A 21,981-nucleotide genomic window follows, 5' to 3' on the forward strand; every position below is an offset into this window, starting at 1 on the left:
TACTTAGCGATTACTATGCCTTGATCAACCTAAAACCATGATTTAGTTTCTTATATTTGTCTAATTCATTTCAGTAATCATCAAATTATCTTACCAATCCATTATGAGAAGCTTCCAAAACCAACGTTTTTTTAAAGTAATTTTAGTCTTTTTTATTTGTAGTCAATTTAGTTTCGGTCAAACGAAAAAGCCGCTAACGCTGGAAGATTATGCCCAATGGAATAGAATAAACAATGTAAATCTATCGCCTGATGGAAATTATATGACGTATGCCTACGAACCAAACGAAGGTGATGCTACACTACATATTCGAAAAGTAGATGCTGATACATTACGTACTGCAATCAACGGAAAACAAGCCGATTTTTCAGAAGACAGCAAATGGTTAGCTTTTTTAACAGACCCTACAAAAGAGGCTGCTGAAAAACTTAAAAAAGCCAAAGAACCTGTCTTAAGTGATGTGAAACTTGTAAACCTCGAAACCAATGTAGTTACAGATATTAAAAGTGTAAAAGACTTTAGCTTTTCTAAAACAGCAAAGTTTATAGCTATTCTTAAAAATCCTGCCGACAAAAAAGCCGATCATAAAGGCAGCGATCTATTACTGAAAGATTTAACTGCAGATAAAACGATCAATATTGGTAATGTGTCAGACTATGCGTTTAATGAAGAAGGCACATTGTTTTCATATACAGTTGATGCCGATGGTGATAATGGAAATGGGTTATATCTAATTGATCTTAGTAACTTACGTACGTGGCCTTTGCATACTGGTGCGTATACTTATTCTGAGATCTCTTGGAATGATAAGCGTAACCAAATCGCTGTTTTATTCGGAACTAAAGACGAGGAAAACACAGAATTTCAGAACACAATTTATTGGACCTCTAATCTCGCGCCTGGCATGACTACTGCTGGTTTGGAAGAAACTTATAATCCACATGAAGATGCTAATTTTCCTAAAAACATGGTCATCAGTGAGCATCGTAATTTAAGCTGGAATGAAGCTGGAACCCAACTATATCTTGGGGTTAAAGAACAACAAACCGAAATAAAAGAGGAAGATGAGCTTAAAGCCAACGTCGATGTTTGGCACTGGAAAGATGAACGCATTCAATCTCGTCAAATCGTTCAGGCAAAAAGAGATCAAAGGTCAACGTTTAAATCGGTATTAAATCTCGAAAACAAAAAGTTTCTACAATTAGAAAATGAGGACATGCCTTCAATACTGGTTTCAGAAAGAAATATATGGGCTGTTGGTGGCGTAGATACATTGTATCGTAAAAACCTAAAAATTCCTGGTGGCTTCGAAGATTTATACAGCATTAATACAATTACAGGAGCAAAACAGCTTATCGCTAAAAATGTATATAGATTTTTGGGCATGTCTCCAAATGGTGAATGGACACTCTTTTCTAAAGATGGTGAAGTTATGGGTTATAATTTCCAAAAGGCAAACCTGAAGAATTTATCTGCTAAAACCGGACTAAATTTTAGTGATGTGGACTATGATAAACCAGTAGAAAAACCAACCTATGGTGTGGCTGGATGGTCTAAAGATGGTAATACCCTAATCCTCAATCATCAATATGATTTATGGACTATTGCTCTCAATTCAGACATGACAGCAAATATAACTCAAGGTATGGGTACAAAGGAAGAAATTCGTTTCAGACTGGTACAATTAGATCCAGAAGCGAAAGCTTTCGATCTTACTAAGCCTTTATTACTGTCTGCATATGGCGATAAAACAAAGAAATTAGGATATTATGAAGTAGAACTGGGCAAAGCTCCTAAAGTGTTGCGCTACGAAGATAAATTTATACGAGGTATCACTAAAGCTAAGTATGCAGATAAAGTCATATTTACCCAACAGTCATTTGTAGAGTTTCCTGATTATTGGATGTCTGACTTGTCGTTCAATAAACCAAAAAAAATAACCAATGCTAATCCGCAACAATCAAATTATAAATGGGGAAAACGTGTGTTGATTGATTATACCGATGCACGTGGCCATAAATTACAGGCAACCTTAGCGTTACCTGCAGATTATGATGCCTCTAAAAAATACCCAATGATTGTGTATTTCTATGAAAAACTGTCGCAAAGACATCACGTGTATTCTATGCCTAGCTATGACGATAGGCCTCACATGTCAACCTACGCAAGTAATGGTTATTTGGTGTTAATGCCAGATATCGTTTATGATACAGGCTTGCCAGGATCTTCTGCTTTAGATGATGTCACTAGTGCTGTTAAGGAAGTCATTAAACAAGGCTATGCAGATCCAGCAAGAATTGGTTTACAAGGGCATAGTTGGGGAGGTTATGAAACGTCTTTTATCGTGACTCAAACCGATATGTTTGCGACTGTGGTGACTGGTGCTCCTCTGACCAACTTAATAAGTATGTACAATATCACTTACAAGCGTTCGGGTAATTTTAACGGACCTATTCTTGAGTGGTCTCAAGGTAGAATGGGAGTGAGCCCTTGGGAAAATATGGAGCTGTATTACAGCCAATCACCTTTGCATCATGCGCCTAACATCAAAACACCTTTTCTAATACTTCATGGTACAGCTGATGGTGCTGTAGATTGGAATCAAGGGTTAGAGTTCTATTCTGCGGCTAGACGACTTGGGAAAGAAGTGATCCTCCTGTCATATCCTGATGAACCACATCATTTACAAAACGAAGATAATCAGAAAGATTTTCAGATTCGCATGAAGCAATATTTTGATCACTATCTCAAGGATGCACCAGCACCACTTTGGATGACCAAAGGAGTCGATCATTTAGATAAAAAACGAATTGGGCCAGAGGTGATTGAAAATGGTAATTAATGAAAGAACAGTAAGAGGCGTTTCCTTTTTTGGTAGCTTTTTAAAGGTTCATAACTCTATATCCAGATGTTCAAAAAAACAATAACACTCATCGGTTGTATAATTTGTTTTGTGGCTTGTAAACAATCATACAAACATGATGCCAGTAATAGTGAAGCAGGAGAGAGCTCTAATGCAATATCACACGTTAACTTAGATAGTTCTAAAACATCTCTAAAATTTGGAATATACCCAACAACTACCAAGAACGATTTTAATGCCAATACTTATAAAGATTTTGATGTCTTGTCTTATGCTGGCTATGCCATAGATCCCTTCACAGGAGACGCTATGCATACAAATAATTGGGAGTTGTCACCTGTAGTTGATTCCTTACAGTATATAGGTGTTGACTGTATACTATTGGCTACAATTACTGACTCAACAGCGAATCGGCAGTTTTTAAATAATACGAAGGCTATGGCCACCTTTATCGTTAACTCTTCAAGTAAACTGGCAATACAAAATGCTGAAGGGATTCACCTCCAATTAGACGCAGTAGCTCTCGCAGATCGTCACAAATTAACAAATTTCGTTACTATGCTCGCGACACACACCCATAAACAAGGGAAGTATGTCGTTTTGAGCTTGCCCAATACGTATCCAAATGCTTTTGATGTAAAGGCCTTAAGTAAATATGTTGATTATTATGTGTTGATGCCAATGTCAAACACTGAAGCACAAGACAAGGTCATGAAAGCCTATCTCAATCTAGGAGTGCCGATTGAATTATTACAAGTAGTGAAACCTATAGAATAGTATGAAAGTACAATACCTTATTGTCTTTGTTTTTTTCTTGAGAAATATTTCATTACGGTTTCCGGTATATTTTAACATGTAATTAGTATGTATAATATAAACCTCACCAATCCATAAAAAAAGCAAGCTTTAATAAGCTTGCTTTTTTCAATTTAAACGATATCTATTAATTTTAATTAATGATCAGTTTTTTTATTTTTTTAGTGCTACCATTTGACAATTGCACGATATAAACGCCACTACTTAATGTAGTAACATCGACAGCATTTGTCAGGATTGAATTATCAAGATTTTTGTGTCTTACCAAACGCCCTTGGATATCATAAATATTCACTTTGCTCATTTCTGATAACTGACCTTTAATAATAATTTCACGACTGGAGTTATCCGAATAAATTAAAATATCATTTAATGCCAGAGTTTGTAGTGATAAGGTGTCACTAGAATATCTTAAAAAGAAACGACCTGCACCTGCTAAAGCTGTATCTGGTGTAAAAACATAGTCAGAATCATTTAAAAGCGTTAAAGTATTTAATAAGGTATCATCAAGATATACATTTACAGAATTTGGTAAGGTAGCGTTATCTCCTAAACTAATTGTTAAAGGTGTTCCAGATGGTGCTTTTACGCCCAACGGAATAACAACATCATTGAAATCATAATATGGTAACGATTGAATTGCAAATTCTAAACCTTGATTATCTTCAACAAGGTGCGTAAAGATTGAAAAATCATCTGAGGCACCTCCAAAAGCACAAGCATCATATCCAATATCTAAGCCTCTGGTAGTTCCTTCTATAAAATATAGTCGTGAACTGTAAGATTCAGTAGCATTTGATAATACTAATGTGCTTAATACTGAATTGGCATCATTTTGCGATCGTCCTAATATAAAATCATCACTAGTTCCAGTAGCTCTCATAGCTGGAGTAAACTCTAAATCATATAAAGATTCGTAAGGAATATTAGCACTTACAAAGAATCCTTGACCAGGAGCTATAAGTGTTGAAGGGGTTGTAGTTGCTAAATTATAAATAGTCCAGCCATCTAGTGCATCACCATCATAGCCATATATGGCTGCAGTACTGGCCTGCAATAAAGTCATATTACTCACTTCTGGACCTAATTCATGAGTCAAAAATGCTTGGACATTTAGATAGGAAGGGTATGGGTTTCCGACAAGATTCCATTCTCCTGTATCTGATTGTGGTTCAAAATTAGTGATGTTATAAGTCACAACGCCAGTATTAGCTGTTCCTGTAAACGTAAAGGTGTCATTGTCACTTGATGCTGCTCTATAACCTATTCCTGGATCTAATGTTACTGAAGACGTGCCAGCATAAGTGGCATATTCAGCTGTGCTGTTATCAAAATGACCAAATAGATATAAGGTGCCATTGTTTAAAATATTAGGATTTGCTAATGCAAAATCATTAAATGTCTGACCGGTTAATGGCGCCGAAATTAAGTCGTTACTTCCAGTTTCTCCTGATCCATTTACATTCACATGGCGTTCGTAATTTATGGTTCCAGTTAAAGAACCATCCAGGATTAAACTGGAATACATCTGAGATGTTGATTTTAAAGTTGTTGTATTTGCCGTTAAAGTTACGCCTGGATTTATTGTTAAAGCGGCACCAGCTTCAACTGTTATAAGGTCAATTGCAGTATCCATAGAAATCACAGCATTACCATCCATAACGACAATAGTGTCGGTATTATTCGAGACATTATTAGGATCACTAGGCGACCAAACATCGTTATTATAGGTATACACTGATGGGTATTCATCCAAACAGAAATTCGTGGTCTCAGAGTTTGTAAAGCTTCCACCAGAAGCAACTGTTAATCCGTTAGCAGTGACACTATAGGATCCGTTGCCATATCCACAGCAAATACCATCTCCGTAAGTATCATAGATGATAAAGTCATAGCAGCCATCTTCGAGGCATTCTACAATAGTAACTGTTGAACCATCGGGTTCACTATTATAAGTCCCTCCTGAAGCAACAGTCTCTCCTGAACTGTTTAAGATGGCCCAGCTTGTTTCTTCTGGGTAATTGTCAAGTATAATAGAAACCGTGACGTCTGTACAAGGAGGCGGACCAGGACAAGCATCTGGACAAGAGCCACCGCAATCAATTCCAGTTTCATCACCATTTTGAATACCATCAAAGCATGTTGGTGTTGGTTCAGTTTCTAGAATATGTAAAAATTGATTTATTGCCGGATTAAGGATTTCATCCACAATTCCTGAAGGCCATTTAACGACCACTTTATCAACTTGCGTACTGACTCCAAGACCGAAATGTTGCGTAAACGAATTTACCAAACCATAGCCTTCACCTGATTTCACATCTCTTATCTGAATTCCCCAACTACCATGTAATTCTACTCGAGCACCAATACCATTGATATTACTTACCGTTCCTTCACATTGAATGTTAAGAAAGTTGTTGGCGTTTCCTTCATTTAACCAGATTCTATCTTTTATGGTCGTTGGAGAATTAAATCCGTTAGCATATCCAGCGTAAATATCTAAGAAACCATCGTGATTAATATCTCCTACAGAGAACGAATGAATTTGATCGGAGTTAAACGGATTTGTTGCATTCTGAAACGTGCCATTTCCATTATTATAAAAGAGGAAGTGGCTATTAGTTCCTGAAACCATTAAATCTATAAATCCATCATTATTGAAATCTTTAAAGAATCCTTGTATCCCTGTAATATTTTGCGAATCTAATGTTGGCATAAGTCCACTTCCTGCAGTAATTTCAGTAAAAGTGCCATCACCATTGTTTCGCATTAAATTTGGACCTTCAAAGTGGTTTATTATTATAGCATCTAAATCACCATCATTATCAATATCACCGAAATCTGATAACCAGGTTTGCGCTCCTATTTTAAGATTTGCTTGTTCAGCAACCTCAGTATAATTGTTATCACCATCATTTTGCCATAACATGTTTAAACGACGCGGATCAGTATCACTGGTGACACCACCTCTACATTTGGAAATATAAAGATCAAGATCACCATCATTATCATAATCAATCCACATACTTGCATAATTTCCAGAATTATCACTGGTTGGTGTGGTAAACGTCCGTATTAAATCTTGATTGTAGGAGAGTGTTCCATCTTGATTATTTTGAAAAGCTCGTGATTCTGCATCATCATGACAAGCAAAGATATCAGCCCAGCCATCATTATTGATGTCCGCAAAATTTGCACCTTGCAAGAAGATGTTTGAGTTAAATAGATTTGACTGCGAGTAGGAGTTATTCCCATTATTATTCTTGATAATTTTTAAGTTATCATAGGCACCACCTGCCATAATATCATTATAGCCATTATGATCAAAATCTGCAATGACTGTTCCCCATTGATTTTGGTTACTCACATTACCATGATCGAAACTTGTAAATGGTTGTCCAGGTCCATTTTGATATTGAATACGAAGACTTCTGGCATTATTAAACTGAACGATATCATCTTTTCCGTCGCCATTCATATCGATAACTCCCATCGGTAAACCACTAAAATTGTCTTGACCCAGAAGCGCTGTTCCGTCGGTAAAGGCTACTGCATTTCCTCCAGGATTCGTCGTATTGACTGCAATGGTCGTTGTGGCTTGGTCAGATTGAAGTCCATCACTAACAATTAACATTGCTGTATATTCAGCTGAAGTCGTATAGACATGACTGGTCGTAACACCTGAAGCTGTAGTGCCATCACCAAAATCCCATGAGTATGTTAACGGATCATTATCAGGATCTGTTGAAGCCGACGCATCAAAATCAACACTCAATGGTGCTATTCCATTAACTGTAGAAGCAGAAAACAAAGCTACTGGTGGAGAAGAGGTGGTAGGTGTCAAGCTATTAATCCAGTCTTCAATTAATTGCACACCTGCTGCGTCAACAACATCTTTTGCTATAGGTGGCATTTCAATGCCAGTTTGTGTAGAATTCATTCTAAAATGTGCCATTGAATTGGCGACATCTTGAGGAATAATCACCTTAGGATCATTCAAACCTTCGTCATAGATGACATCACCATAAACCATGTTCTGATTTCCTAAGGGTGTGGTATAACGCGCATCAAACATAGCAATATTATCCACTGTTGGGTTATGACAACTTGAACAGTTGACATCAATATACGATCTGGCTCTATCTTCAAGTGACTTACTTAAATCGTCTTTTGCTGCAACGGCTGGATAACTAGCAACATTGCCTGTGGTAATGGTTTCCGTGATAAGTCCGAGCTGACTTAAATTAACCAGTTGGTTCATCGTAATCCCTGTACTCGGGTAAAAGATAGCCTTATTCAAATTTCTTGTTTTTGGACCAAGAACACTTCCATTTTGAGGAAAGTGGCACGACACACACTCGGTTCGACTTGGGTAATGCCAGGATTGTGTAACGCCGTTTACTACGACATCTTCATCAACGGCAGCATCTAATAGGTCGGCATCTGTTTGAGCAGCATTCCATTTATAGGTTAGATAGTAATAGACATCATCGTCTCCTTTCACTTCAAATCGTGTTTCCAGTCGTTGTCCATCAATCTCAAAATGTTTGATAAGAACAGAACCTCTTGGAAAGTCCCAAGCCTCATCATTTGAAAATGTAATTTGCTCGTCAGCAGTATCGTAAGTACCATCATTTGGTACAGCCATCCATCTTGTTTTGTCAGCGCCATCAGACCAAAACGGTTCAATCATATCATAAGGAATGAGTCCTGGGCTTGGCGTCAAGGTGTTCAAATTAGAAAAAGCACCTGTTTGCGAAAGTAAAAGTGGCACTCCAGTATTGCCTGAAGGCGTCGTTGTGGGAAAATTTGAATTCAGAAATTTGGCAATCGCTGCGGCATTATTGGCTTGCTCTGCCAGTAAATCTTCAACCTCGTAAGAAGCTAAGGCCAACATTTTATTATCTGGAAGTTCTATGTCTTCATAGTCTGAATAATGTGAAGCATTAATTGGTAAATCAATAACAAATAGAACGGCAAGCGTTACTATTGTTAATAGTAAACCTGTGATAAGTTTCTTTTTAGCCATAGTCTTTATGGAATTAACAAAACAGACCTTAAAAAAATCATGTGCTAGTCATTCCTAAACAAAAAAGAACATATAGTTGTAACAATGAAAGCAGTAATGAAGACTCTAGTGCGTAGTTTTAGTAATAGTTAGTTGGTTTTAGTTGTATGTTATATCCTTGAAATCAATGTCAAGCATAATTATTTAAAAGACAAGATACTAATAATTTCGTGTTGTGGTACTATTTTCGTTTAACGTATTGATTTTTTGGTTTATGGGTGGTCGTACTTTTGACTAAAATTATGGCGAGGTTTTAATTACTAATTCTCAGAACCAATTTAGGCATAACCTGTTAGTTGATTTGGATGGATAACAGAACACTATCCTGTTGATCATTTTAGCAGGATACCATATAGCTTGAATGCGCTTGCTATGTTCCTTTATAACAATAAAACGATCGTTACACTCGCATGGAATAGTGCATATAAAAAACCCTACTCTAGAAGATTTATCGAGCTGCTAGAGTAGGGTAGTTTTGGATTAAGACAGGATACTTATCCTGTAACAGATACCATCATAGTATTGCCTTGTGCAAACTCGTATAAGTCTCCATTAATATCTTGGTAGAATACAATACCAATACCAACAAATACAGCCGAGCTAGCAGGTATGGCACCAAGAGATGATACATCTACCTCTAATGCAATGTCACTACCTACCATACCACCAAGCGGGATTGGTGCACTATAGGCAGTACCACCATTACCATTAACGGTATCCTCATCTGGCTCATAGCTGCGCATCACAGGAATGTATTCATAATTGCTAACATAGCCAGTAGCTAACACCAGTTTAAAATGTGTAGCACCTTCTGGAGCTGTAATAAAAGCATCTGTATCGAAATCTGTGACTAACCAGTCTATGATATCACGAGACGCATTGATATTAGGAAGTGCATAAGGTGCATAGAAGATGCTTTTAAACGGGAGTTTATTATTAAACTCGAAGCCTTTAAAGATGTCTCTCATGCTAACCAGATCCATGTCACGTTCTCCACGTTTACCTGCACCAGCGCTGATTATTCGTCTCATTATACCGCTTAAGCGAGAACTTATATAGGAATCTCCCATAAGTTTTACCATGTTGGCGAAGGCATCTCTAAAGGCTTTTCCAGCTTTAGAAGCACCAGAGAACTCCATCATGTTTTCGCGTGTACGTTTAAACGCAGGATCGTTCATGATGCGTTTTTTACTAATTCTGCTTTGGGTTTTCACAAAATTTTGTCCGTTTTTTCTGTAAAATGTTAGTCCGTCTAGGGTACCATCTAATTTTACAAATGAATTGTTTCTTGCCATAATAAAAGGTTTTACAAGTTGCTGCAAAAGGCAAATATGTTTTACAGTCACTTAGGTTCATATTAAGGAAATAGACTTGGGTCTGATCCTGTTATTGGGTTATTTATGCCCAGGGATTATATAAGGCAATTAGGTTTTAAATACTCTAGACTATTAGCACCGCGAATACTATACGTATAGATTATTTACTCAAATGTATAAAAACAATTTTAAATGAAACCGTATTTTAATTGAATGATAATCAGTTAAATGCATAAATTAATAGACAAACGGTAAATTATTATAGAAAATAGTCTATTAGTTTGTAGTATTTTCATTAGTAGCCGACTACCTTATGAGAATATCATAAAAATGCATCCTAGTAAAAAAAAGTGTTTGTACCCGAATAGACCCGAAGTAAACCCGAAGTAAACCCGAAGTAAACCCGAAGGAGACCCGAAGTAGCGTTAGTGGAAATGAGGTGGATTAAGGATTTTTTTTGGGATATGCTTTTGTTGAAGCGACGATAGGAGCGTAGTGGAATGTGTGTGGAATGGTATTAATACTTCAAATTATCTTATATTTGGAATAGCTTACAGTTTAATTTCAAAATTTTTTTATGAAGCCAGATATTAAGAATAAAATTAATGCAAAAAATCCAAATAAAGTTAAAGATTTAAGATTAGAAAATGGCAGATTAAAAGAAGTTCCTAACGAGTTAATAGATTTTAAGAGATTAAAATTTTTGAATTTATTTAATAATAGTTTGACTGAATTACCTGAATTTTTTGAAAATTTTGTGTTGCTAGAGAACTTAAATTTAAGTAATAATAAATTCATTCTTTTTCCAGAAGTAATTACTTTATGTAAAAACCTTAAGGTTTTAAACTTTAGAGATAATAGAGTAACTGATTTAATAGGCTTACAAAAACTATCTAATTCATTAGAAAAAATTGATTTATCATCTAATAACTTACAAACATTAAGAGTCGATTTTTCATCTTTCTACAAATTAAAAGAAGCTGATTTAAGCAATAATGGAATAAGTAAATTCCCAAAATCTTTACTTCTAGAAAGACTTAAGCATCTAAATTTATCTTCAAATTCTATAGATAATTTGCCGGAAGATATAAACAAACTAAAATCTATTAGACATTTAGATTTAAGCTATAATAATATTACTGAATTGCCTGAAGAAATATGTGAGCTTACAGAACTTCGCTATTTAAATTTAACTGGTAATAACATAATTACATTGCCAAAATCGTTTTCCAAGCTTAATAAGTTACAAGATTTGAACTTAAGTGGAAACCCAATAGGTGATGTTCCAGTTGAAATCTCTAAGCAAGGGTTAAAGGGTGTTTTAAACTATTATATGCATTTAGGAGCTTCAGTACGTTTGAATGAAGCTAAATTATTGGTTGTTGGTCAAGGAGCTGTAGGTAAAACTTATCTAATTAATAAAATGATTAATGGCAGTAGTCCTGAAACATATACAACAGAAGGAATTGATATTTTCAAATGGCACCTTAGCTGCGAAACGGAAAATGAAGGAAATCAGAGAATTCGCTTAAATGCTTGGGATTTTGGAGGGCAAGAAATTTATCATTCAACCCATCAATTTTTTCTAACCAAAAGATCCATTTATTTGTTTTTATGGGAAGCTAGAAAAGATGAATCACTAATCAATTTTGATTATTGGTTGAATATAATAAAAATGCTTAGTAATTCCTCACCAGTAATAATTGTTCTAAATAAAATTGATGAAAGGCTAAAAGAAATAGATGAAAAATCTCTGAAAGAGAAATTTCCTAATATTAAAGCTTTTAAATCTGTAAGTGCAAAGGAAGGTACAAATATTGAAGATTTAATTAATTGTATTAAAACTAATATTATTACTCTTCCGCATATTGGAGATAAACTACCTGAAGTTTGGAGTAATATTAGAGAAGAATTAGAGGCTCTAACGGATAATTATATATCGTATGAAGCCTATATTGATATTTGTCATAGCTATGGGCTAAATAAAACTGAATCAAAACATTTGAGTAATTATTTTCATGATTTGGGTGTTTTCTTGCATTTTATTGATAATCCAATCTTAAAACCTGTGGTTTTCTTAAAACCAGAATGGGCAACGAATTGCGTATACAGAATACTAGATTTAAATGACGTAATAAAAAATTTTGGTGAGTTTGATAATGAATTACTTGAAAAACATATATCTGATTATGATTCTCAACAGATGAGTTACATTATTGAACTAATGAAGAAATTTGAGCTTTGTTTTGAAATAAACAAAGGCACATTTATTATACCAGAATTATTAAAACCAAGTTCCCCTGATTTAGATATACAGATTATTAACCCAATTAGTTTAGTTTATAAATATGACTTTATGCCAGCTGGTATTTTATCTCGTTTGACAGTGAGGTTAAAAGATTCTATTTATGATAACTTTTACTGGAAAAATGGGCTTTATGTTCAACACAATGACTCTATTGGAATAATTGAAAGTAACCAATTTTCTAGAACCATAAAAATCAAAGTATCTGGCGATAGCAAGGCTACATTATTAAGTATTATTAAAAGAGAATTAGATATTATTAACCAAACATTAAATTTTCCACACCACGAAACTAATATTCAATGCAATTGTGATAAGTGTCTTGTTGAAGATTCTCCATTCATGTTTGATTATGAATATCTTGAAAGAGCAAGAATTGCTAAAATTCAAACAGTTCAATGCCAATTGCATTTAAAAAATGTAGATTTATCTAAATTAATTGGACCTTATGATATGTCGTCAGGTGAATATAAAACTGAATTTGGTTTTACAAAAGAAGATTTGACTTATGATATATGGGAAATATCTTCTAGGATTTTAGAACGAAAAAGCATAGTTAAAATTGAGGATTTAATTACAGATAACTTCACTGATAATCTTCGGTCAAAAGGGTATTTTGTTACTGACCAAACAAGAAGCGGTAAGGCTAAAAAATTTAGTGGAGAGTTAGATATAATGGTTAGAAATTCAAGAAATATGCCAGTAGCTATTGTTGAAGCAATGAGATTAAGCTCTTTTAATTCTGGAAATAAAACGATTATTAATCATTTGAATAAATTATTAATTGATTATGATACAAATGGGTTATCAAGAAATTTTATGCTTATCTATTCTGAGACCGAGAAATTTTCGGAGTTTCAAGATAAATATATTGATTACATAAAAGAATTACCTTTAAAAGAAGAATATGATGAAAGAGCTAAACTTATTTCATATAGTAAGAATATTGAATTAAGTAAAAATGACAGTTTAAAGGTTATTAAATCTATGCATCAAAGGGATAATACCATTTGTGAAGTTTATCATTTCTTAATTAAAATGAATTAGTTTTCGACCTCATAAAATTTTGGTAAAACAATAGGTGAGTGGAGCGTACATATTTTAGGCTTTGCAAATGCAATTATACTGGATGATTTATTTATAATTCTATTTTACATAATATTTCACATTGTAAATTGTACTAATTATAAAAAGCAAACAAAAATCTCTTAAATGGATCATGACTCATAAAAGTATGAAATACGGGATTCTTAGCGATTGGTTTTTTTTCAATAGACAATTACATATTGACCTTCGGGTTATGAGCCCGACGATTTACATAAATTAAAATTATTAGAATTTTTTATTCGCTGAGAATCGTGTATTTCAAAATTTCTGGACGATTGTCCAGAATATTTAAATTATATGAACCTCGTTAAATCGTTTAAAACATAACTTCTTAATCATTGTACCGAATACTCAAATTATAAAAACGCTTTTTATTAATAATTTTATTGTTTAGCCACAATTAGCTTGTACATAATCACATTAGATATAAAACACTTGGGTGTTGTGAATTGTATTATAATTATACTCATGAGAAGAATGTCACAATTAGCTGTTACATAATTACTCACGTATTTTAATTTAATTGATAGGAGTTCGTGAATCTCCTAAAGTCGATTTGTCTAACGATATGAACCTAAAGGCGTCATATCTGCAACTATGTAAAATAGAACCCAAAAGTTCTATTCGCTATTTTACTCACATGAATACATTTGTATTATAATTTATATTATGTAAAATAGAAATATTTAGGTTATCAAAGATACATTTCCTTAATTGCATATACAGAAGCAATCTCCTCTTTAGTTGTATTTAAAATTAATCATCCACTGGATGATCAATCTTAAATAGTGTATTCAGAATCAAACCTCCACAGGATAATCAATCTCAATAGTCTCTACAGAATTATAGCGACACCAACATATTATTTGTAATTCTTCAAGGTAAACCCAAAAGTCAAAAATTGATCTTGACGCTCTTGATTGGCAATCACCAAGCTTTCAAATGTGTGACGATAATTAATCTTAAAATTTAAATGCTTCACTAATGGAAATTCTACACCTAAATCGGCCTGCCATCTATAATTGTCTGAAGCCTCTAATGATGGCTGTACATAACTTTCATGGCTTAAAATAATTTTATCTTTAAAAGCATAATACTTTCCATTAACCCATAAAGTTCCACGAATTGTATTAATAGACGTGTTTCCATTATAGTTGGAAAGATTAAAATGTGCTTGCTTAAATAGCGTGCGTTCAAATTCGCTGGTCACAGATAACTTAAGCCAGTTGGTTTTATGCTTGATGATTTCAAAACTAACGCCTGCGCCACATAAATAACGTGCATTAATTTCTCTTCTGTAATTGGTACTGAAAAATCCCAGCATTAACGGATAAACAGTGCGTTTCGGATTGATATATAAAAAGTTTAAACTTAAAATATCCTCGTCTGCTTTTTCTTTTCCAAACTCTTGATACACATAAGAATTTTGTGTTTTAAATACCCAATCACTCCAAGGTTTAAAACTTAAATCAGATTTAGCTCTAAAAATAAACGTCTCCACATTTCCAGATTGCCAAAATCCGGTTAACGACAAATTGGCCTTAATCTTTAACGAATCTGTGGCACTTTCATTAATCTGACTGTACATGGTACTGGTCGTAAAAAAGAAACCGTAAACCAGTAGTTTCATCATAGGTATTGTAAATAGTTTAAGCCTACCCAAAACCTCAAAATTAATTTACTACAAGACCTTCGAGTTCTGCTTTTGCTGAAATCAAATCCTCATGAAAACCTTCTACAATACTGCCATAGCCATTGACATACAAAAAGCGCAGCGTCGCAATTCTTGATTTGTGATCTTCATTTTTCAGTAAGTAATTGATGCAATCATTTCTGCATATAAAATCTGTAATCAATTCGGAATACCAGGATTGGGTTTCTTCAATCACAGCTAAATTATGGGTCATTTTATCATATATAATCGCTTCAATATCATCAATATCTTTTAAATATATTTTATACATACTGTTGATATCAATCATTTTTTCCGAAGCATGACTATTATCTAATGTAGCATTGTCTATCAAATTATTTAAATGTTTATCTAATGACAAGGTATTTACTGAAAACAACACTGTGCTAATCATACCTTGCTCATTAACTTTCGCTTTATCGTAGTCTCGACCTAACACTTTAAGGTAAGTCTGATTTAAACTTTCGATATCTTCCTGAAACTCTTTTAAAAAATCGATGTCCTTCGTCAGTTGCGCCAAAACCTTTTTTTGAAGTGCCCTATTTGCACTTTTTAGTTGATTTTCCTGGTTCCAATTATTAATAGCTAAAGCAATTAAAATTCCTATAATTACCAGGATGATCTCTCCAATGGCATAGACCATGTACTTTCGAAATTGTTTTCCATTCATAAATGCATAACGTTGTTTATTAAATAGCTTTATGTCTGTTTTTGATTTAAGAATGCAATCATATGTTTTAAATCGTCTCTATATTGATTAATGTAATACAGATAGTTATCAAAAAAGAGCGCTTCATAATAGGTCAAACGGTTTATATAGTCACTACTTTCAAAATAATCAAGGCATTCAGTATTACATTCTGTGTCTTTAAAATAGGCAGCAAACCAGCTAAAATTATCTCGTAAATATTGCATGTTGCTAACAATTTCTTCAATAATTATTTTATTTTGAAACGTCATATGATCCTTATTATAAACGCCATAAAAATTAACTAATGAATCCACAAAAATATTGGATTGTTTTACTTCCTTATTAAAGTTAACTAAGAGTTCATATCCTTTTGATTTAAACTCAGAGATGTCACCTGCAGTCATTAAATACCTACAATCTAAACATGTTCTAATAGAATCTTTAAATGTGCTATCGTATAAAATCTTTTCTATCAGTATTTGAGGTTGTTCAGATCGTTCAATCAAGGCTGTTGCCAGTTTTAAATCGGCTTCTAAATCAGCGTGTATAACGTTTATTATGCGATGTAATTCTTTTTCATCTGCCTTATGATTGTTCCAATCATTAACTGCCAAGGCAATCAAAATACCTATAACGACTAAAATAATTTCACCTAAAGCATAGGCAATATACTTTTGAAAACGCTTTCCTTTTAAAAGTTGAAATCGTTGTGCATTAAATAACTTCATAGGTTTGTCTAGTTATTCTCAAATATAACAGAACTATTCAGAAATAAAAAGGCAGACAATACAAATACGTAGGATGATGACCTGCGAAATTCATATGAGATAATAATCTTAAGAAATGCGTCATCTATAACCAGTAAATTCTGTTATCATTAATGAACAAACACTAAACGAGTTAGTGTGTTATAATTAAAAACACAATTTATGAAAGTTATATTTGAATATCATGATGTATCACCAAGTGAAAGTTTAGAAGCTTTTACTAAGGAAAAATTAGAACCCGTATTTAACCGTTTCGAATTTGTCATTCGTGCAGATGTCTTCTTTAAGACAGAAAACACATCAAGTGATAAAACAGGAATGATTTGTGGCATCAGATTAAGTGCTCCTGGTCCTCGCCTATTTGCTGAAGCTTCGCATGATGAGTTTCATGCTTCCGTTGTTGAAACCATTAATGAATTGACCCGACAATTGCAAAAACGTAAAGAAAAAATGAAGACGTATTAAAAGACGTTTTTCAACAAATTCATCCTAAAAAAATCTTAAAATTGGTTTTAAAACATCTATATCTGTGTTAGAACCGTAAATAAGACATAACTATTAACTCTTAAACCAAAATTATGAAACGATTATCATTAATTGTATTATCAGCTTTATTTTTAACAGCCTGTGTGTCAAAGAAAAAATATGTTGCTCTAGAGCAAGATAATGGCGAATTAAAAAGTGAGCTGACAAAGACTAAAGTTGAAAAGGAAGAACTTGAAGCTAAATTTCAAGCCATTGAAGCTCGTGTAGATAGTTACAATTCTAAAATAAATTCCTTAACTAAAGATAACAATGCTAAACTTGTAAATGTTGATGGTGTTGTGATTTCTGAAAATCAAAAAGTAGCCTTGAGAGAATCTTTAAAAAAGGTACCTCCTGCTTACTTGGCAACAGCTAAAACACTTAAAGACTCGATGAATCTTGCAGTGCAATTTAATTTAAAACAGTCGATGGATACCATTGAAGAAGATGAAGATATTTCTATCAATATTCAAGAAACTGTAGTTATGATTTCTATATCAGATAAGATGTTATTCGATTCTGGAAGTTATAGAATTAGCGATAAAGCGAATGAAATCCTTCAAAAAATTGCAAACGTCGTGAATTCTGAAGAAAGTTTAGACATTATGGTTGAAGGTCATACAGATGACAAAGCTTTAAAAAGTACAGCATCTGTTAAAGATAACTGGGATTTAAGTGTATTGCGTGCAACATCTGTAGTTAAAAAACTTCAGAAAGATCATAACGTAGCACCTGAAAAACTCATTGCTGCAGGACGTAGCTTCTACCAGCCTTTAGTACCAAATGATACAAAAGAAAACAGAGCGACCAACAGAAGAACGCGAATTGTCATTTTACCAAATATTGATAAATTCTTTGCGCTGATGTCGTCAAATGAATAAAGCTTAACCTCTTTAATGTTAATTAATCCATGAAAGACTACTGTAAATTACAGTAGTCTTTTTTTTATATGGTATCTCTCATTATCTATCCTTAAGGTTACTTCATCGAAGATAATTGGTCATTATTTTGTCAATTGGAAAACTTTTATACTTTTATAGGATAAATTTTAACCTGCTGATTATCATGAAGAAAATTACACTATTACTTGTCGTATGTTTTTCTATTATCTACACATCACCTGCGCAGCAATCTGTTGCTCGTGAATGGAATGAAGTATTGTTAGATGCTGTGCGTTCCGATTTTGCACGTCCTACCGTTCATGCCAGGAATTTATTTCATAGTTCTGTTTTAATGTATGATGCCTGGGCAGTTTTTGATGCGCAAGCGGAAACTGTTTTCCTCGGAAAAAACTTTAGTGGTTACAACTGCGTGTTCAATGGCATAACAACTCCTACAGATGCAGATGCAGCAACGCACGAAGTGATGAGTTTTGCCATCATGAGATTATTAAAGCACAGATTCTCTAATTCTCCAGGCGTCAATGAGATTACTGCTGAGATAGACAATTTATTTGCTAGTTATGGTTACGATGATACATTTACTTCTGAAGATTATAGCACTGGATCGTATGCCGCTTTAGGAAATTATCTGGCTGCTCAAATGATTGCTTTTGGTCTTGATGATTTTTCATATGAACAGTTCAATTATCCTAACGTGTTTTACATACCTGATAATCCACCTTTAATTTTAGAAATGTATCAGGATAACACTGCAATCGATCCCAATAAATGGCAACCCTTAGCTTTTTCAACCTTTGTAGATCAAAGTGGAAATATTTTTCCTGATGATACACCAGCGTTTTTAAGTCCGGAATGGGGAAACGTCAAACCTTTCTGTCTGGTTCCTGAAGATTTGGAGATTTTAAACGACGGATTTGATTGTTATGTATATAACGATCCAGGACCACCAGTTTATATTCAGAATTCTAATGAAGATGGCATTGACGATCCGTATAAATGGCACTTCTCGCTTGTGGCTTCTTGGTCATCACATTTAGATCCTAATGATCCTACTATGATTGATATTTCACCTGGAGCCATTGGGAATTTTGATTTGAATAACTTACCACAAACTTTTGAGGAATATAAAGCCTTTTACGACTTCACCAATGGTGGTGATGCAAGTACAGGTCATGCCCTTAATCCGGCTACAGGAATGCCTTATGCTCCCAATATCGTAAAACGATCTGACTATGCCAGAGTTCTTGCCGAATTCTGGGCTGATGGTCCAGATTCTGAAACACCTCCTGGTCACTGGTTTACGCTTATGAATTATGTAAGTGATCATCCTGATGTGGTTAAAAAAATAGGTGGTCAAGGTCCTACTGTAAGTAATTTAGAATGGGATGTGAAATGTTATATGGCACTTGGTGGTGCTATGCATGACGTTGCCATAAATACATGGGGAATTAAAGGTTACTACGATTATATTCGTCCGATTTCTGCTATTCGTTATATGGCTGGAAAAGGTCAAAGTAGTGATGCCTCTTTACCTAATTATGATCCACATGGAATGCCATTAATTCCAGGTTTGATAGAACTGGTGCAATCTGGTGAAGAACTGGCTGGTTCAGGTGATGAAAATGTGGGTAAAATTAAAATATATGCTTGGAGAGGTCCAGATTTTATTAATGATCCCGAAACAGATGTTGCGGGTGTTGACTGGATTTTAGGTGAACATTGGTGGCCTTATCAAAGAGGTACATTTGTAACACCGCCTTTTGCTGGTTATTTGTCTGGTCATTCTACCTTTTCTAGAGCAGCTGCTGAAGTGTTGACGCGTTTAACTGGAGATCCGTTTTTTCCAGGAGGAATGGGAACCTTCGACTTAACACAAAATGACTTTTTAGTTTTTGAAGTGGGTCCAACAGAAAATATGACCTTACAATGGGCAACCTATCGTGATGCGTCAGATCAAACCAGCTTATCGAGAATTTGGGGAGGAATTCATCCTCCTATTGATGATATCAGAGGACGAATCATTGGTGATAAAATTGGAAATGAAGCTTTTAACTTAGCGCAACAGTATTTTGAAGGTACTTTGAGTACTCCATCAATAGCACTTGAGGAAACGATTCGCCTCTATCCTATTCCATTTCAAAATGAACTGACTATTTCAAATCCTGGAAATGATGCATTGTACGTAGAATTGTATAGCTTGGACGGTAAACGCGTTTTTAAATCGAACTTGCTTCAAAATAAAACACAATTGGAGTTATCTTCGCTAGGAACAGGCTTATATTTTGCTAAATTCATCGATACGAATAACAATACAGCATTCGTTAAAAAAGTTGTTAAAAACTAGATAAAACAAAGAACATAAGGTACTTTTGTATTCAAATTTGACGCTTATGTTTTCGTTATTTAACAGCTTTAAAGTTATAGCCTTATTAGAGGGTATATCTTATATTTTATTGCTATTTGTAGCAGTTCCAATTAAATATCTTGCCAATGATCCGCAATATGTGAAACTTCTTGGAATGCCACACGGATTACTATTTGTGGCCTACATTGTTTTGGCAGTTTTGCTGGCATCACAACTGAAATGGCATGGTAAAACCTTATTGATTGTACTAGCCGCTTCAGTAATTCCTTTTGGAACCTTTTATGTGGATAGAACGTATTTGAAAAAAGCGAAATAAATGGAAGCCATACGTCATTTTTTTTACGATTATTTTATTTTATTAGGACTTTCTGAAATTGTAGCAAAGTATCTCAATATGATATCCTTATTTATCATATTAGCGATCTTTCTATTTATTGCCGACAGATTAGCGAGGCGAATTATCATAGGTTTTTTTAATCGTATTTCAGAACGTACAAAAACAAATTTTGACGATTTATTAGTCAATCATCGTGCGCCAAGACGTATTGCGCATTTAGTGCCATTAGTACTTACGATCAAACTATTTCCTTTAGTATTTCATGATTTTCCGCAATTTGAAGGCTATATTTTGATTCTGATAAAGATTTATGGAATCATTTTAACGATTTGGATTATAAGAAGTATTCTAAACACGTTTGAATCCTATTTCAAAACTTTGCCAAGATTAAAAGATAAACCTATCGATAGTTATATTCAGGTAGTTATGCTATTTATCTGGATTATTGCAATCGCTTCCATATTAGCCATTTTAATCAATTTATCATTTCTCAAATTTTTCACCACACTTGGTGCAGCTTCAGCCATATTGCTATTAATATTTAAAGATACTATTCTGGGATTTGTAGCCAGTATTCAAGTTGCAATCAATGATAGCGTGCGTATTGGAGATTGGATTACTATGGAGAAGTATGGTGCAGATGGAAGCGTGATTGAAATAAATTTATCTACGGTTCAGGTTCAAAATTTTGATATGACCATTACCAATATTCCGACGTATGCCTTAATTTCTGATTCTTATAAAAACTGGAGAGGTATGCAATCTTCCGGAGGTCGTCGTATCAAACGCTCTATTATATTGAAAGCAAAAAGTATTAAGTATTTAACTGATGATGACATAAAAAAACTAAAAGGCATTGAGCTAATATCAAGTTATCTGGAGTCGCGTCAGAAAGATATTTCTAATTTCAATACCGAAAAAAGTATTGATAAATCTGTTTTAATTAACGGTCGTAACATGACTAACGTTGGTGTGTTTAGAAAGTATATGCAAACTTATATTGAAAACCACTCTGCTGTAAACAAAGACATGACTATAATGGTGAGGCAATTAGAACCAACACCACATGGTTTGCCCTTAGAGATTTACTGTTTTAGTAGTGATAAACGCTGGGAGAACTACGAATATATCATGGCCGATATTTTTGATCATGCGCTCGCAGCTGTTACTTATTTTGATTTAGAAGTCTTTGAATATCCAACCAAGTTTATGGATGTTAATTAAAT

The 21,981-nt window shown here is 34.1% G+C and carries 13 protein-coding genes; 8 read left to right on the forward strand and 5 right to left on the reverse strand.

Annotated features, from left to right (window positions below; translation table 11 throughout):
* Window positions 1-103 precede the first annotated feature (103 nt).
* Both TD18_RS04275 and TD18_RS04280 read left to right on the forward strand, forming a co-directional pair.
* Window positions 104-2,842 (forward strand): alpha/beta hydrolase family protein, encoded by a 2,739-nt coding sequence (locus TD18_RS04275; protein WP_052461039.1) that lies wholly within the window; start codon window positions 104-106, stop codon window positions 2,840-2,842.
* A gap of 111 nt (window positions 2,843-2,953) precedes the next feature.
* The gene (locus TD18_RS04280) at window positions 2,954-3,640 is read left to right on the forward strand and encodes a glycoside hydrolase family 18 protein (protein ID WP_152611308.1); all 687 of its coding nucleotides are present in this window, start codon (window positions 2,954-2,956) and stop codon (window positions 3,638-3,640) included.
* Window positions 3,641-3,812: 172 nt separating this feature from the next.
* On the opposite strand, the gene TD18_RS16570 is transcribed toward TD18_RS04280, so the two are convergent.
* Window positions 3,813-8,708: an FG-GAP-like repeat-containing protein gene (locus TD18_RS16570; protein ID WP_052461040.1), complete on the reverse strand. Its 4,896-nt coding sequence runs from the start codon at window positions 8,706-8,708 to the stop codon at window positions 3,813-3,815.
* Between the two features lie 533 nt (window positions 8,709-9,241).
* Complete coding sequence (locus TD18_RS16575) at window positions 9,242-10,042, reverse strand: hypothetical protein (RefSeq protein WP_052461041.1); 801 nt, start codon at window positions 10,040-10,042, stop codon at window positions 9,242-9,244.
* 598 nt (window positions 10,043-10,640) lie between these two features.
* Here TD18_RS16575 and TD18_RS04295 point away from each other — a divergent pair.
* A complete protein-coding gene (locus tag TD18_RS04295; RefSeq protein WP_040248977.1) occupies window positions 10,641-13,415 on the forward strand; it encodes a COR domain-containing protein in 2,775 nt (924 codons plus the stop codon).
* A gap of 922 nt (window positions 13,416-14,337) precedes the next feature.
* Here the strand turns inward: TD18_RS04295 and TD18_RS04300 are convergent.
* The 3 genes from TD18_RS04300 to TD18_RS16585 are packed head-to-tail and all read right to left on the reverse strand — an operon-like array spanning window position 14,338 to window position 16,587.
* Window positions 14,338-15,108 (reverse strand): DUF481 domain-containing protein, encoded by a 771-nt coding sequence (locus TD18_RS04300; protein WP_040248979.1) that lies wholly within the window; start codon window positions 15,106-15,108, stop codon window positions 14,338-14,340.
* A gap of 40 nt (window positions 15,109-15,148) precedes the next feature.
* Entirely contained in the window at window positions 15,149-15,838 is a 690-nt protein-coding gene (locus TD18_RS16580) for a hypothetical protein (protein WP_052461042.1), read from the reverse strand.
* A 29-nt stretch (window positions 15,839-15,867) separates the two neighbouring features.
* Entirely contained in the window at window positions 15,868-16,587 is a 720-nt protein-coding gene (locus tag TD18_RS16585; RefSeq protein WP_052461043.1) for a DUF6090 family protein, read from the reverse strand.
* Between the two features lie 201 nt (window positions 16,588-16,788).
* On the opposite strand from TD18_RS16585, the gene hpf reads away from it, so the two are divergent.
* The 5 genes from hpf to TD18_RS04335 all read left to right on the forward strand — a co-directional run bounded on the left by hpf (window position 16,789) and on the right by TD18_RS04335 (window position 21,979).
* Window positions 16,789-17,091, forward strand: coding sequence for a ribosome hibernation-promoting factor, HPF/YfiA family (hpf, locus tag TD18_RS04315; protein WP_040248981.1), 303 nt, complete (start codon window positions 16,789-16,791; stop codon window positions 17,089-17,091).
* Between the two features lie 113 nt (window positions 17,092-17,204).
* Window positions 17,205-18,032 (forward strand): OmpA/MotB family protein, encoded by an 828-nt coding sequence (locus TD18_RS04320; protein ID WP_040248983.1) that lies wholly within the window; start codon window positions 17,205-17,207, stop codon window positions 18,030-18,032.
* A 184-nt stretch (window positions 18,033-18,216) separates the two neighbouring features.
* Complete coding sequence (locus tag TD18_RS04325) at window positions 18,217-20,397, forward strand: T9SS type A sorting domain-containing protein (RefSeq protein ID WP_040248985.1); 2,181 nt, start codon at window positions 18,217-18,219, stop codon at window positions 20,395-20,397.
* A 46-nt stretch (window positions 20,398-20,443) separates the two neighbouring features.
* Window positions 20,444-20,734 carry a DUF3817 domain-containing protein gene (locus tag TD18_RS04330; RefSeq protein ID WP_040248987.1) on the forward strand — a complete coding sequence of 97 codons (291 nt, stop codon included), beginning with the start codon at window positions 20,444-20,446 and terminating at the stop codon, window positions 20,732-20,734.
* Complete coding sequence (locus TD18_RS04335) at window positions 20,735-21,979, forward strand: mechanosensitive ion channel family protein (protein WP_040248991.1); 1,245 nt, start codon at window positions 20,735-20,737, stop codon at window positions 21,977-21,979.
* The last annotated feature ends 2 nt before the right edge of the window (window positions 21,980-21,981 follow it).

The sequence above is a fragment of the Psychroserpens mesophilus genome (genome assembly GCF_000826645.1).
Lineage (GTDB): Bacteria > Bacteroidota > Bacteroidia > Flavobacteriales > Flavobacteriaceae > Psychroserpens > Psychroserpens mesophilus.

What these genes read in the sequence shown, in the direction of transcription:
- TD18_RS16585 (WP_052461043.1), bottom strand. Translation starts at nt 16,587, where the DNA reads ATGAAGTTATTTAATGCACAACGATTTCAACTTTTAAAAGGAAAGCGT.
- TD18_RS16570 (WP_052461040.1), bottom strand. Translation starts at nt 8,708, where the DNA reads ATGGCTAAAAAGAAACTTATCACAGGTTTACTATTAACAATAGTAACG.
- TD18_RS16575 (WP_052461041.1), bottom strand. Translation starts at nt 10,042, where the DNA reads ATGGCAAGAAACAATTCATTTGTAAAATTAGATGGTACCCTAGACGGA.
- TD18_RS16580 (WP_052461042.1), bottom strand. Translation starts at nt 15,838, where the DNA reads ATGAATGGAAAACAATTTCGAAAGTACATGGTCTATGCCATTGGAGAG.
- TD18_RS04325 (WP_040248985.1), top strand. Translation starts at nt 18,217, where the DNA reads ATGAAGAAAATTACACTATTACTTGTCGTATGTTTTTCTATTATCTAC.
- TD18_RS04300 (WP_040248979.1), bottom strand. Translation starts at nt 15,108, where the DNA reads ATGATGAAACTACTGGTTTACGGTTTCTTTTTTACGACCAGTACCATG.
- hpf (WP_040248981.1), top strand. Translation starts at nt 16,789, where the DNA reads ATGAAAGTTATATTTGAATATCATGATGTATCACCAAGTGAAAGTTTA.
- TD18_RS04320 (WP_040248983.1), top strand. Translation starts at nt 17,205, where the DNA reads ATGAAACGATTATCATTAATTGTATTATCAGCTTTATTTTTAACAGCC.
- TD18_RS04330 (WP_040248987.1), top strand. Translation starts at nt 20,444, where the DNA reads ATGTTTTCGTTATTTAACAGCTTTAAAGTTATAGCCTTATTAGAGGGT.
- TD18_RS04335 (WP_040248991.1), top strand. Translation starts at nt 20,735, where the DNA reads ATGGAAGCCATACGTCATTTTTTTTACGATTATTTTATTTTATTAGGA.
- TD18_RS04295 (WP_040248977.1), top strand. Translation starts at nt 10,641, where the DNA reads ATGAAGCCAGATATTAAGAATAAAATTAATGCAAAAAATCCAAATAAA.
- TD18_RS04275 (WP_052461039.1), top strand. Translation starts at nt 104, where the DNA reads ATGAGAAGCTTCCAAAACCAACGTTTTTTTAAAGTAATTTTAGTCTTT.